This is a genomic window from Chryseobacterium sp. IT-36CA2 (assembly GCF_949767875.1).
GTDB lineage: Bacteria > Bacteroidota > Bacteroidia > Flavobacteriales > Weeksellaceae > Chryseobacterium.
Genome location: NZ_CATKPG010000020.1, coordinates 506,848 through 520,147, shown reverse-complemented (window position 1 = coordinate 520,147; position 13,300 = coordinate 506,848). Strand labels below are relative to the sequence as shown.

Sequence of the window (13,300 nt, the reverse complement as noted above, 5' to 3'; positions counted from 1 at the left end):
TTTGATTTTTTTTGTTAATTTGTAAAAATAACAAAATGACAAAATCATGAAAAATTTTCTACTAATTTGCTTTTTGCAATGTTTTATTCTCAATTTTTCTCAGAATTTAAAACCGGTTGCGCAAAAAGTTTCGGAATTTCATAATCGGAAAACAGAAGTTAAAAGCTATAGTTTATTTGAGACAAATAAAAATGCTGATAAAATTACTGAATACCAAAAGGCCGCAACTGATATCACTGTAATGTCTCTGAAGTCTACAGAACTGAAAAGGTTAATTAAAGAGAAACCTGATTTTCTTGAAATATCTTTTCCCTTTGATGGTGGCAGACAGATCACTGTTGAAATGTACAAACATCAGATCTTAACTAACGATTTTAAAGTAGTTACAGAGAAAGGGAAAGCAGTAGAATATACACCGGGAGTTTATTATCAAGGGATTGTAAAAGGAGATAATGCTTCAATTGTCGCCTTTAGCTTTTTTAATGATGATATTGTAGGAGTTGCTTCTACTCCTGAATTAGGAAATATAGTAGTGGGAAAAGCTAAAAACTCTGAAGATTTTGTAAGCTATTCGGATTCTAAATTAACAGGTTCTAATCCATTTGCTTGTGATGTAGATGGGCTGAAAGAAAATCAGGTTCAAAGACCTGTTTTTAACCCTAATAATACCAGTAAAAAGAAAACGGACAACTGTGTAAGAATCTACTATGAAGCAGGTTTTGGCCCATATACCCAAAACGGAAGCAATACGACAACTACAGCCAATTGGGTGACAGCTATGCATAATAATGTGGCAACTTTGTACGCCAATGAGAATATAAATGTGGCTTTAAGCGAAGTTTTTGTTTGGACAACCACTGACCCTTATGCAGGCTCACCAGGCACAATTCTGGACCAGTTCAGAACCACCAGAACTTCTTTTAACGGGGATTTGGCACAATTATTAAGAAATCCTGCCACAACAAGTATCGCATATGTAAATTCATTATGTACCGATTACAGATATTCTTATTGTGGTACGAATTTTAATTATCAAAATGTACCCACCTATTCATGGAATATAGAAGCCATGACGCATGAGCTTGGACATAATTTAGGCTCTCCACATACACATTCTTGTTTCTGGAATGGAAATAATACAGCTATTGATGGATGCGGGCCTGCGTCAGGAAATAATGAAGGATGTACTGCGGCTCTTCCTCCGGCAGGTGGTGGTACTATTATGAGCTATTGCCATTTGGTAAGCAGTGTAGGAATTAATTTTGCGAATGGTTTTGGCATACAGCCAGCAACACTGATCAGAAATACAGTAGATTCAAAAGGATGTCTTGGAACCAATTGTACCACATCATGTCCTACATCCATCTCCAACTTTACAATTAACAATATCACACAAAACTCTGCAAATGCTTCTTTTACTGATGCTGCCTCTACATCATGGAAGTATAAACTGACAACAAGTAGTGGAACACCCATATCTTCCGGAAATGCAAATACACCATCTTTTAATTTTACAAATCTTCAGCCAGCTACTTATTACAGATTAAATGTAGGAACTGATTGCAGCGGACCAAACGCATTCCAGTTATCACAGCTCTTTTTGACTGATGGAGCATGGTGTGACGGAACTCAATTTGTAGATACAGGAGGTTCAACAGGGCAGTATAAGGATAATGAAGAATTGGTAAAAACATTTTATCCTACTTCTGGATCTTCTATGACAATGGCGTTTACCACGTTTGATATTGAGCAGGGATACGATTTTATGTATGTGTATAATGGTCCTTCCACAGCTTCACCATTGTTTGCCAATGGAAATAATCTAAGCGGAAGTACAATTCCTGGTCCTTTTGTATCAACACATCCTTCAGGGGCAATAACCGTAAAATTTGTTTCTGATGGAGGGGTAACAGGAAATGGATGGAATGCAAATTTCTCTTGCAGTGTATTAGCTGTAGAAGATATTAATATTAAAAATAATTCAATAGATATTTATCCGAATCCTGCCAAAAATATGATCACCCTTTCTTCAAAAGAAAAATTGAAAGGATATAAAATCTATGACGAAGCCGGAAGACTGGTACTCTCTGATTCTTCTTTAAAAGGGAACAAACAGGAAATAAACCTTTCCTCAATTCAGACAGGAAACTATGTGATTACCGTTGAAACAGAGAAACAAACCATCAACAAAAAGTTGATCAAACAGTAATTTTTAAATAATTTATGATGAAAGCCTGAGATTATCAGGCTTTTTTTGTATATTCATAGAAAAATTTCGGCCTGAGTTTTGCTTATATTCAGCGGAATAATTTTTAACTTTGCAAAAAGATTTATTGTCAACATGACCAACCCTTTATTTTATGCAAAAATAATTCTGTTCGGAGAATATGGAATGATCGAAGATTCCCAGGGACTTGTAGTACCTTACAGTTTCTATAAAGGAACTTTGAAATTTTCAGATCTGAGTTCTGATTTTGAACTTAATTCCAACAAACATCTGCAGAAATACTCTGAATTTCTTACAGCACTTGATCTTTCTGACGATTTTAAGTTGGATATCGAGAGCTTCAAAAAAGATATTTCAAACGGACTTTTCTTTGATTCCAATATTCCTCAGGGATATGGAGTGGGAAGTTCAGGAGCTTTGGTAGCTGCTATTTTTGAAAAATATTCAATCAGCAAACTGAATCCTGAGAATATTTCAAAAGATAATCTTAAAAAATTAAAAGCTGTTTTCGGAGAAATGGAAAGCTATTTCCATGGGAAAAGTTCTGGAATGGATCCACTGATCTGTTATATGAATCTCCCAATTCTGATCGAAAATAAAGAAAATTTAGACAGAGTAAATATTCCTGAAGGAGAAGAAGGAAAAGGAGCTATTTTCCTGATTGATTCCGGAATAACGGGAGAAACAGGACCAATGATTCAGATTTTCTTTGAAAAAATGAAAGCCGAAGGTTTCCGTAAAACCCTGAAAGAAGAATTCATCCGTTACAACAACGCATGTATTGAATCTTTCCTTAAAAAAGATATGAATCCTTTCTTCAGAAACCTGAAAAAGCTTTCTCACTGGGCATATGAACATTTCCGTCCTATGATTCCTGAAAGTATTTTTAATATCTGGAAAAAAGGTCTGGATTCTAATGCTTATTATCTGAAACTATGCGGTAGTGGCGGTGGCGGCTATATCTTAGGATTCACCAAAGATTATGCAAAAGCAGAAAAAATGCTTGAAGGCTTCCAAAAAGAAGTGATTTACAGATTTTAAACAGATTGGAATGAATTCTGAAAAAGAAACTTTCCAATCTAAAAACTATGTATCAAAATCTATATTTTACAGATTTTCACAATTCGTGGGCTTTCTCCTTGGAGCACGTTTTTTTGTAGCAGCTCTGTTGACATTTGCCCTTTATGTTTCTACTTTTTTCCTGTTCAACCAGGATGAATCTTTCCAAAAATTTGTCTTTGATTTCAAAGTACATGGTATTATTTTCTGTACGGTTCTTACGATATTGGCGGGTGGTATTATTAATCAGTTCTATGATATCGAAAAAGACCACATTGTAAAACCTTTCAGAACAAGGGTTCAGAGTTTTATCAAACAAAAATATTTTCTATACGCGTATCTGGCACTCAGTGCCATTTCTTTAGGAGTAGCATGGATGATCTCCCATAATGTGTTTGTTTTTTTTGTGGTATATCAGTTTTTTATGTGGTTTTATAGCCATAAACTGAGCAGGATACTGATTTTAAATAACCTTACTTTTGTCAGCCTTACCTTATATCCGTTTTTTGGAATGATGGTGTACTATGAAACCTTTTCCAAAAAGGTATTTCTGATGGCCGTTTTCCTTTTTCTGATCTTATTATGTATTGATATTGTAAAAGATACTCTTACCAAAAGTGTAGATAAAACCTTTGGATATACTACAATTCCCAACTATTTTAAAACCAGAAATACAAAAATTATACTGGCTTCTTTATTGATGATCACTATGGCGGTTTCTATGAAGATCATTACCAAAACCGGCGTTACCGGATTCATGGCTTATTATTTTGCCGGAGGGCTTTTTGTCATGATCCTATGCATCTATCTTATTATCAATGCATCTCGTAGAAGTAACTTCTTTACATTGAATGTGTTACGATTTTGGGTTTTTGTAGGAATTATTGCAATGCTTTTAAACGGAATAGAGCATAAATTATAAAAAAAATTCTTTAAATAAACTGAGGTTATTACTACCTTTGCCTAACTAAATTTAATAAATAGGAATGCCCATTTTTAACGATACAAAAGTCGCATTTGCAGACAAGTCTGATGCACAATTGAAAAAGGCTTACTGGATGTTTAAAATGATTGAACAGCCCGCTCTTACAAGCCTTGGAACATCTGTCCTGAATTTTACAGTACACAACAACTTTCCTTTCGTTACCGGAATTGTAAAAAGTACTTTATTTGCCCAGTTTTGTGGTGGTGAAACCCGCGAAGAAAGCATGAAGGTTGTGAAACAGCTGTTCAAAAGAGGAGTTGGAAGTATTTTTGATTACTCTATTGAAGGGAAAGAAGATGAAGCAACTTTTGATGCGGTATGCAAAGAAATTAAAGACATTGTAAGATTCTCAGTAGGAAATCCGGCAATTCCTTTTATTGTGTTTAAACCTACGGCTTTCGGAAGGATTGATCTTTATGAAGCAGTTGGAAAAGGGACAGAGCTTACTACCAGCCAAAAAGAAGAATGGGAAAGAGTAGTGAAAAGATTTGATGAAGTATGCAGTCTTTGCCACGAAAATGATAAGAAAGTAATGGTAGATGCTGAAGAAACCTGGATGCAGGATGCAGCAGATCACCTTTGTGAAGAAATGATGGAGAAATATAACCAGGAAAAACCTATCGTTTGGAATACGATTCAGATGTACAGAACGGGAAGGCTGGAATATATGGAAGCTAATCTTCAGAGAGCAAGAGAGAAGAACTATTTCATTGGATATAAGATCGTGCGTGGTGCTTATATGGAAAAAGAAAGAGCCAGAGCAGCAGAAAAAGGCTATGCAGATCCTATTCAGCCAACCAAAGATGCTTCAGATAAAAACTACAATTCAGGAATTGATTTTGTCATGAATCATCTGGACAAAGTTTCAGCGTTTTTCGGAACCCATAATGAAATCTCTTCAGAGTTGATTATGGATAAAATGAAAGCTAAATCTCTGGAAACCGACAATCCTCATGTGTATTTCGGGCAGCTTTACGGGATGAGTGATAATATTACTTTCTATTTGTCTGATAAAGGCTATAATGTGGCTAAATATCTTCCATATGGACCCGTAAAGGATGTTGTGCCTTATTTAACGAGAAGAGCTCAGGAAAACACCTCTGTAGCCGGACAAACCGGAAGAGAATTGGGATTGATTAAAAATGAACTGGAAAGAAGAAAGAAACAATAATATTGTTCTTTATATATCAATCAAGCTCGCAGATTTGCGGGCTTTTTTTTATTGGATTAAACGCAATAAAAAAGGGGGGAATTTCTTGAATTTTCAGGTTTGGATTATAAGTCAAAATTAATAATAATCAACATAATTTTTACTTACATTAATTATATGTTAAAATAATTTGATTTTTATTGCTGATTTGATTTTAAATATTTATATTTGGTATAGCCATAAAAAACAATGTATGAAAAGACTTTATTTACTGCTATAATACCTCCTTATAACAGGATCTTTACAACACGATAAACAGAACAGATTACCCTTTAATAAATAATCGAAATTATAAAAGTATAGTTGTGGACAGATGATGCAGTAAGATGAAAACTTCATCAATTTAATTTCCCCTTATATTTCAAAAACAAAATAAAGCAATAGCTTTAGTTTTCTTCTTCAAATATTTTTTAACCTGATCATTTTCTTTGATCAGGTTTTTTTTAAGGCTCAAAACTTTCGAATTTTCCGTTTTCGTAGAATAAAACAATACGTTTTATTTTACTTTGTTGATTTTCAAATAGTTGCCCTAGTATTTGATCGCTTGAATTTTCTAATCGCTGAGAATCCGATATTTTTTCCGGAGCTTTATCTTGGGTCGGTATAAACGATTCTCCAGAACTTGATTGGGGAGCTTCAGCTTCCGTTTCATCACTCCCGAATTCATTATCATCATTCATCATCGTAAAAAGATCGGTTAGTGGAGTTGTTCTTATTTTCTCCTCTTCAGTATGCTCTTCGTTCATTTCTGTTTCGGGCAGCTGAGATTTCAGCATCTCACCTTCACCGGTAACCAGCCAGTCCCACAGAAGTTCCGGGAAACGGGATTTTATTTTTATGATAAACTCAAGAGACGGTTTGTTTCTTCCTGATGTGATATGCGAAATAGACGAACGCTGTACATCAATCTCATCAGCAAACTCAGAAGGAGTAAGGTTTGAATACTCTATAATTTTGGAAATTCTTTCATTTAAACTCATAAAAATAAGCCTTTAATTATTTTACAAATGTAACTGATATAATTTACAAATGCAAAATACAAATGTAAATAAATGAAAATATTATTTGTATACATTTGTAACAAGGTTATAATTGTTTTAAAATCAATACATTAAAATATGATTACAATTGTATTTAATTTGTATATCAATCCGTTACAGGACTTTTGAAGAGACATCTTTGGTCTAATATTGGAGTATGATTTACCCTAAATATTGGTTTAAAAATGTAAATTCATGTATTTTGGAAGGATATTCAGGTCCTTAAATCTCTTTAAAAGTAGGATATACATTACTAAACCAACTAAACCACTTTTAGGACTTCAATTATAAATAAATTTCTGTTAAAGGCTTTATAAATGGACTTTTTTAAATATTACATTCGTAAATTACTGATGTAAACGCCCTATTTTAAGCCCGTTTTGGGTATTATTGAAGAAAAATACTATTCTTATTAAGGACAATTTTTATCCTGGATTAAAATGCTTCAAAAATAGCTGCTTGATTAAATTTTGAAAGAAAAATAGGATTCTATAAGCACTTTACATATGTATACTATACTAAATTACAGAGTTATCCACAATTTCAATGTTTAATAAAATAACTCTCAAATGGCAAAAATAGCCCTTTAATACACTTAAAGTACAGTTACAAATACAATTGAGATAAATTTCATAAAGTATTGACTTTTAGGTATTTAAATATCTCATTTTAAATTATTCGCAATCCACAATTTTATCAACAGACAAATTGTCTTCTGCTTATGTTTAATAATGTTACAAGTGTTAACTAGTATCTAAAGCTCCAAAATCTCAATATTTAAATCTTGTAAACAATTTAAAAAAACTGATGTCAAATGTAAATTTGTAAATTTCGCTAATATTTACAAATGTTAATTTATGTTTTTGGCTAAAAATGGCTAAATTTGATTTTTGTAAACAATTCCCAAAATGAATTTTGAACAGATCTATTCTCAAACTTCCGATTTCTCAAATCGCTATATTTTCCCTGAAAAATTATTTTCTTATCTACAGAGCAATCTCAGCGATTATATTGAGGAGATCGGAACATCCTATTTAGATAAACCTATTTATCAGTTAAGCCTCGGAACCGGAAATATTCAGGTATTGGCCTGGTCTCAAATGCACGGCAATGAATCCAATGCTACTCATGCTATGCTCGACCTTTTGGTAAGCCTTGATAAAGCTCCGGAAATGAAAGAGGATTTATTCAGTAAAATAAAACTCGATTTTATATTCATGCTGAATCCGGACGGATCTGAAAGATGGACCCGACTGAATGCTGCCGATATTGATCTGAACAGAGATTTTCATAACGAAGCAAGCAAGGAGATTAAATTCCTGAAAAAAGCGGCAGCTTCCAAGAAGTATGACTATGCATTAAACCTTCACGAGCAGAGAACCATCTTTACTACTGATGGTCTTCATCCTGCTACACTTTCCTTTTTGGCACCTTCCGAAAACGTAGAACGTACTGTGACGGAAAACAGAAAAAAATGCATGGCAGTTATCGGAAGTGTTTACAACCATTTAAAGGAAATGATTCCTAATCAGATTGGAAGATATTCTGATGAATTTTATCCAACTTCTACAGGAGACAACTTTATCAAAGCCGGAATGCCAACGATTTTATTTGAAGGCGGACATTTTGTAGATGATTATACCAGAACTGGAACAAGAAAATATTATACAATTGCTCTTTATTATGCATTAAAGGCAATCAGTGAACTAAACTCTGATATTACGGGTTGGGAAACATACCTGGAAATTCCGGAGAATCAGGAAACACATTATGATCTTATTTACAGAAATGTAAGATTGAACACGGATCATGAATGTATTTTAGATATTGCCGTTCAGTATAGAGAAATAAAAGAAGAAGGGAAGAGCGAAATCTCATTTATTCCTTTTGTAATGGAAGCCGGGGACGTTAAAAAAAGAAAAGGCTGGAAAGAAATAGACTGTACCGGAAAGAAATTTATTTCTGCCACTAAATATCCGAAACTGGATTCTGTGGTGGATTTTACAATTGAAGATTAAAAAAATTGGCTGTCCTTCAGGACAGCCGATTCTATTTTTATGTAATTTCTAAAATCTCTATTCAATTGGGATGGACTTTAGTCAAAACCTAATCTTAAAATTAATTTAAACTAGTTCACTACTTTAATTCCGTTCGCTACAAATCTGATCTCTTCTTTTGGCTGTGTAATTGCATCAATTTCAGACTGAGGCTTTTTAGCATCTTCAGCATAATGTTTCTGTTCGTTTACAGAAGTTACTTTTCTTTCTGCATTTCCTTCCAATACTACATTTTTACCTTTTAAAGCTGTAGGTACGAAGAAAGCATAGTCTTTCATTTTTACAAAAAACTTAGAATTATCTTCCGTCTGAATGGTAAGCCAGCAACCTTTTTTGTCACAAACGTCGGTTACTTTTCCTTTAACGGATACATTCTCAACCTTTTTGTTATCTTTTTTAAGCTGTTTATTCAATTTATCTACTGAAACTGCTTTGGATTCAGCAGAAGAAGTTACCTGATCTCCGTAAGTGTCACCTACCAAAGCTTTTCCTTCTGGTGGTCCGGATTGAGCAAATGCTAATGAAGAAGCTGTTAATGCTGCACCAAATAATATTGCTTTAAATTTCATGTTTAATATTTTTTCCAAAAATACTAATTAAAATTGAATCATAAAGGAATAAAAAATGACAAAAAACAGGTGTTTTAATGAATTTTCAACAAAATTGAAAATAAAAGGCAGATTTGATTATATTTGACCCCTATACTTGACTATGCAGAAAAAATTAAAACTATGGGATGCCATCATGCTCGTGATGGGATCTATGATTGGAAGCGGGATCTTTATTGTAAGTGCCGACATGATGAGGAATCTGGGATCCGGATATTGGATGATTGTGGTGTGGGTCATCACAGGAATAATGACGGTAGCCGCAGCCATAAGCTATGGAGAGCTGTCCGCATTATTTCCAAAAGCTGGAGGGCAATATACCTATCTGAAAGAAATTTTCGGTAAAAGAATGGGATTCCTTTATGGATGGGGATTGTTTACAGTAATACAAACCGGAACGATTGCTGCAGTGGCCATGGCTTTTGGTAAATTTACAGCATATTTGATTCCATCACTCAATGATGCTGCACCTATTTTTCAAAGTGGCGAATTTAAAATTACCTGGATACAGATTTTAGCGATTGCTGTGATAGTTTTGCTTACCTACATCAATACCAGAGGAGTAGAGAGTGGGAAAATCCTACAAAATATCTTTACAGGTTCTAAAATTATTGCATTATTGGGTCTAATTGCTGCTGGTTTTATATTGGTGGATTTCTCTCATATGGCAGAAAATTTTAGCTGGGGAACAGATTCTTTTAACAATCTTAAAAAAGATCTGAGTGGTAACTTTCTTAAAGAAGGCTGGGAACCCATTGGAGGAATGACGCTTTTGGGCGGAATTGCTGCTGCAATGGTAGGTTCTGTTTTCAGTTCTGTGGCTTGGGAAAGCGTAACATTTGTTTCTGGTGAAATTGAAAATCCTAAAAAGAACGTTGTAAAATCTATGATTTACGGGACTTCTGCCGTAATGATTCTTTATATAGCGGTAAATTATGTATACCTAAATGCACTGGACAGAGATGCAATTGCTTTTGCTGCCAATGACAGAGTAGCAGTATCAGCCTCTCAAAATATTTTCGGAAGTGCTGGAACAATCATTATTGCTTTATTGGTTATGATTTCTACTTTCGGATGTAATAACGGATTGATTCTGGCAGGAGCAAGAGTTTTTCAGACTATGGCAAAAGACGGAATGTTCTTTAAGTCAGCAGAAAAAAACAATAAAAATGAAGTTCCTGAAAATGCTTTATGGATGCAGGGAGTTTGGGCTTCCATTTTGTGTCTGAGCGGGCAGTACGGGAATTTATTGGATATGATCTCTTTCGTGATTGTTCTGTTCTATATGATTACGGTTTTTGGAGTTATTTATTTAAGAATGAAACAGCCTGAGCTGGAAAGACCTTATAAAACATGGCTGTATCCGGTAACACCTCTTATATACCTTTTAATAGGAACTTGTTTCTGTATTCTACTGTTAATTTATAAGCAACAATATACATGGCCAGGTTTTATTTTGGTATTGCTGGGACTTCCGGTGTACTATTTTATCAACCGAAAAAAAGCAGATGCTTAGAATAAAATAAAAATATAGCAGATTAAAGGGTCTTCAATTCAGTTTGAAGACCCTTCTTTTTGATAATATTTAGGATATTATATTCATTATTTGGTGAAAATGCGTATTTTGGTATTCCGTTTTTAGATAAGCGGAAACCATGAAGTAAAAACTAAAAGTTATGGATACACCAAATTACAGAATGCCTTTCGTACCGTCTACTTTAATGACCGAAGGCGGAAGTATCGATACCTGCGATATGGGGGAAAGTATTGCCCACAATATTATGCTGCTGATCACCACAAAAAAAGGGGAGAACAGATATGATGAAAACTATGGAAACGATGTTTGGAACCTTGAATTCGATAATGGAGTAACAAGTGCCATCTGGGAAAGCGTTTTTATCAAAAGCCTAAGGAGACAGATTCAGGAATATGAACCAAGAATCGTAAACCCGCAGATTGATGCTCATATCCAGTTTGTAGAGCACAGCTACGATACCAAAGAACACACCGAAATTAAAAAGAAGGTAAGAATTGCCATCAATGCAAAAATGGAAGAAACAGGAGAGCGTTTCAGTTTTTCAACAGAACTGTTTCTAAGCCCAATGTCTATTGATTAATATTTTTAACAGCGAAAGAAAATTATGAATTTAGATCAGAATATATATTCCAAAGAATCTGTAAAAGCAAGAATGCTGCAGAATGCCACTAAAGTATGGGGATTGAGAAGCCCTCAGTCTTTAGATCCGTTTGTAAAACTTTTGATAGATGCATTCAGTACAGAAGTTTTTAAAGCGAATAATGAAATACAAACGGTAAATGCCCGTATATTGGAAAAACTGGCAAAACTTCTTACACCGTCCATTTATACACATCCTATTCCGGCTCATTCTGTGGCTTTTACACAGCCTTACGATTCATCCGAAATTTTATTGGAACATACGGAGTTTTTCTTCCGTAAACAAATGACTTCCACGGTGAAATCAGAATCAGATAAGCAGATTAATATTCCTTTTACTCCGGTAGGAAATGTGAGAATCAATAAAGTTCACACCTCTATTATGTTTGTAGGAAATACCTGCTACAGTATAGATGACAGGTTCAATAAAATTCCTATTGCAAGATTTCAGGGAAGACCTGAAGATTATAGAAAGATTACAATAGGAGTAGATGTCAGTAAATACATCAGTGAAAATTTCCCAAAATATCTGAGCATATTCTGCTCCAATCCTGCTTTTGAACACCTTGATTTTGTGTATAAATTATTACCATACATCACCGTATCAAGCAATGGCAATCCGCTTTTTGTAAGAGAGGGATTAAGTTACCTTACAGAAAATCAAAATGATGGCTACGAGCAGATGTTCAAAGAGCAGTCTATCAGAAATAAAGTGATTGAGGATATTAAAAGTATCTATCGTCATAAATTTATTGAAGTCACAGGAATTTCTCAAAGTCTGTTTTCAGAACCGGGACAGCTCCCACAGAATCTTGACTTCCTTGCAGAGAAAGAAGAAATTACCAAATTCCTGGATAATAAACGTTACCTGTGGCTTACTTTTGAATTTCCACCACAATTTTCGGCAGAAATCCTTGATAATTTTTCCTTTGTTCTGAATGCCTTTCCGGTATACAACAGAGGCTGGAAAAAAACAGAATATAGCCTTGATATCATGGGAAATAATATCCCTTTGGTAACAGATGAAGGTGAACATTTCCTTTATGTAGATGAAGTACAGGACGGTGATGGAAGAAAGTACACCGAAATCCCTTTCACTCCGGCTGATGATCTTAAAAAAGGTTTGTATACGGTAAGAAAAGGAGGGATGGAACGCTTTACAAGCAGAAATGCTGTAGATATGATTGCCAATGTTCTGGAGCTGACAAGAGACGAAATTGCTGCATTTTCCCTTTTGAACAGGGATAATGTAAAAGGAGTTCTCAGCGAAATGTCTGATAAAATGAAATCCATGGTACAAAAAGTAAACAATGCCAAAAGGAGCATCAGACAAGAGCTGAACTATGTGATCATGGAGCCTGTTGAAAAAACAGATCATACCTATGCTGCTTTCTGGGTAACCCATTGCACGCTTGCCAATCATATGCGTCCGGGAACTGAACTTTCCAATCAATTGAAGTCACAAACCGTTGTACTGCTTACAGAAACATTGGGTGGGGCTGAGGAACAGAAAGGAACAGATAGTATTCAGGCTTATAAATATGCACTGACGACCAGAGATAAAATCATTTCATTGGAAGACGTTAAAAACTATTGCCGAATGATCCTGAAAGATGAGGTAAGAGAAGTAAGGGTAAGAAGAGGAACAATGATCAGCAATAAACCTAAAGAAGGTTTTGTAAGAACAGTTGAGATAGAAATTATACCTCAGAATTATTCTTTTTACGGAAGGGCTTATTGGGAAAATATGGCGAATATTATCAGAAATCAGATTATCGCCAAAGCTATTGACGGAATTGAATATATTGTAAGAATTAACAATGAAGATGTTGATTTTCAGGATATGTAATCTCTTCAAAGAGAATTAAATCAGTTTAAAATATAAATGTCTTTATTAATAAGCATTTTTAAATGATATCAATAGGAACGGGCTTTAGC

At 34.5% G+C, this 13,300-nt stretch carries 10 protein-coding genes; 8 read left to right on the top strand and 2 right to left on the bottom strand.

The window, feature by feature from the left end; translation table 11 throughout:
- The first annotated feature begins 46 nt into the window (after positions 1-46).
- From ACM6F9_RS09725 to ACM6F9_RS09710, 4 genes are all read left to right on the top strand, one after another.
- The gene (locus ACM6F9_RS09725; RefSeq protein WP_414845531.1) at positions 47-2,209 is read left to right on the top strand and encodes a M12 family metallo-peptidase; all 2,163 of its coding nucleotides are present in this window, start codon (positions 47-49) and stop codon (positions 2,207-2,209) included.
- A gap of 132 nt (positions 2,210-2,341) precedes the next feature.
- A complete protein-coding gene (locus tag ACM6F9_RS09720; RefSeq protein ID WP_414845530.1) occupies positions 2,342-3,268 on the top strand; it encodes a mevalonate kinase in 927 nt (308 codons plus the stop codon).
- 10 nt (positions 3,269-3,278) lie between these two features.
- Complete coding sequence (locus ACM6F9_RS09715) at positions 3,279-4,208, top strand: UbiA family prenyltransferase (RefSeq protein ID WP_414845529.1); 930 nt, start codon at positions 3,279-3,281, stop codon at positions 4,206-4,208.
- Between the two features lie 64 nt (positions 4,209-4,272).
- Positions 4,273-5,442, top strand: a complete 1,170-nt coding sequence (locus ACM6F9_RS09710; protein ID WP_414845528.1) for a proline dehydrogenase family protein — start codon at positions 4,273-4,275, stop codon at positions 5,440-5,442.
- A 482-nt stretch (positions 5,443-5,924) separates the two neighbouring features.
- Here the strand turns inward: ACM6F9_RS09710 and ACM6F9_RS09705 are convergent, their stop codons facing one another.
- Positions 5,925-6,461 (bottom strand): helix-turn-helix transcriptional regulator, encoded by a 537-nt coding sequence (locus tag ACM6F9_RS09705; protein WP_414845527.1) that lies wholly within the window; start codon positions 6,459-6,461, stop codon positions 5,925-5,927.
- Positions 6,462-7,429: 968 nt separating this feature from the next.
- Between ACM6F9_RS09705 and ACM6F9_RS09700 the strand changes: the two genes are divergently transcribed.
- Positions 7,430-8,539 carry a M14 family zinc carboxypeptidase gene (locus ACM6F9_RS09700; protein WP_414845526.1) on the top strand — a complete coding sequence of 370 codons (1,110 nt, stop codon included), beginning with the start codon at positions 7,430-7,432 and terminating at the stop codon, positions 8,537-8,539.
- Between the two features lie 110 nt (positions 8,540-8,649).
- Here ACM6F9_RS09700 and ACM6F9_RS09695 read toward each other — a convergent pair whose 3' ends face one another.
- Positions 8,650-9,147, bottom strand: coding sequence for a DUF4920 domain-containing protein (locus ACM6F9_RS09695; RefSeq protein WP_414845525.1), 498 nt, complete (start codon positions 9,145-9,147; stop codon positions 8,650-8,652).
- 142 nt (positions 9,148-9,289) lie between these two features.
- On the opposite strand from ACM6F9_RS09695, the gene ACM6F9_RS09690 reads away from it, so the two are divergent.
- The 3 genes from ACM6F9_RS09690 to ACM6F9_RS09680 all read left to right on the top strand — a co-directional run bounded on the left by ACM6F9_RS09690 (position 9,290) and on the right by ACM6F9_RS09680 (position 13,211).
- Positions 9,290-10,702, top strand: a complete 1,413-nt coding sequence (locus ACM6F9_RS09690) for an APC family permease (RefSeq protein WP_414845524.1) — start codon at positions 9,290-9,292, stop codon at positions 10,700-10,702.
- Positions 10,703-10,862: 160 nt separating this feature from the next.
- Positions 10,863-11,303 (top strand): GPW/gp25 family protein, encoded by a 441-nt coding sequence (locus ACM6F9_RS09685; RefSeq protein WP_002979175.1) that lies wholly within the window; start codon positions 10,863-10,865, stop codon positions 11,301-11,303.
- A 24-nt stretch (positions 11,304-11,327) separates the two neighbouring features.
- Complete coding sequence (locus ACM6F9_RS09680; RefSeq protein WP_414845523.1) at positions 11,328-13,211, top strand: type VI secretion system baseplate subunit TssF; 1,884 nt, start codon at positions 11,328-11,330, stop codon at positions 13,209-13,211.
- The last annotated feature ends 89 nt before the right edge of the window (positions 13,212-13,300 follow it).

Bases quoted from the DNA above. Each gene is read 5' to 3' on its own strand.
- ACM6F9_RS09705 (WP_414845527.1), bottom strand. From the start codon at position 6,461: ATGAGTTTAAATGAAAGAATTTCCAAAATTATAGAGTATTCAAACCTT.
- ACM6F9_RS09710 (WP_414845528.1), top strand. From the start codon at position 4,273: ATGCCCATTTTTAACGATACAAAAGTCGCATTTGCAGACAAGTCTGAT.
- ACM6F9_RS09720 (WP_414845530.1), top strand. From the start codon at position 2,342: ATGACCAACCCTTTATTTTATGCAAAAATAATTCTGTTCGGAGAATAT.
- ACM6F9_RS09695 (WP_414845525.1), bottom strand. From the start codon at position 9,147: ATGAAATTTAAAGCAATATTATTTGGTGCAGCATTAACAGCTTCTTCA.
- ACM6F9_RS09685 (WP_002979175.1), top strand. From the start codon at position 10,863: ATGGATACACCAAATTACAGAATGCCTTTCGTACCGTCTACTTTAATG.
- ACM6F9_RS09680 (WP_414845523.1), top strand. From the start codon at position 11,328: ATGAATTTAGATCAGAATATATATTCCAAAGAATCTGTAAAAGCAAGA.
- ACM6F9_RS09690 (WP_414845524.1), top strand. From the start codon at position 9,290: ATGCAGAAAAAATTAAAACTATGGGATGCCATCATGCTCGTGATGGGA.
- ACM6F9_RS09700 (WP_414845526.1), top strand. From the start codon at position 7,430: ATGAATTTTGAACAGATCTATTCTCAAACTTCCGATTTCTCAAATCGC.
- ACM6F9_RS09725 (WP_414845531.1), top strand. From the start codon at position 47: ATGAAAAATTTTCTACTAATTTGCTTTTTGCAATGTTTTATTCTCAAT.
- ACM6F9_RS09715 (WP_414845529.1), top strand. From the start codon at position 3,279: ATGAATTCTGAAAAAGAAACTTTCCAATCTAAAAACTATGTATCAAAA.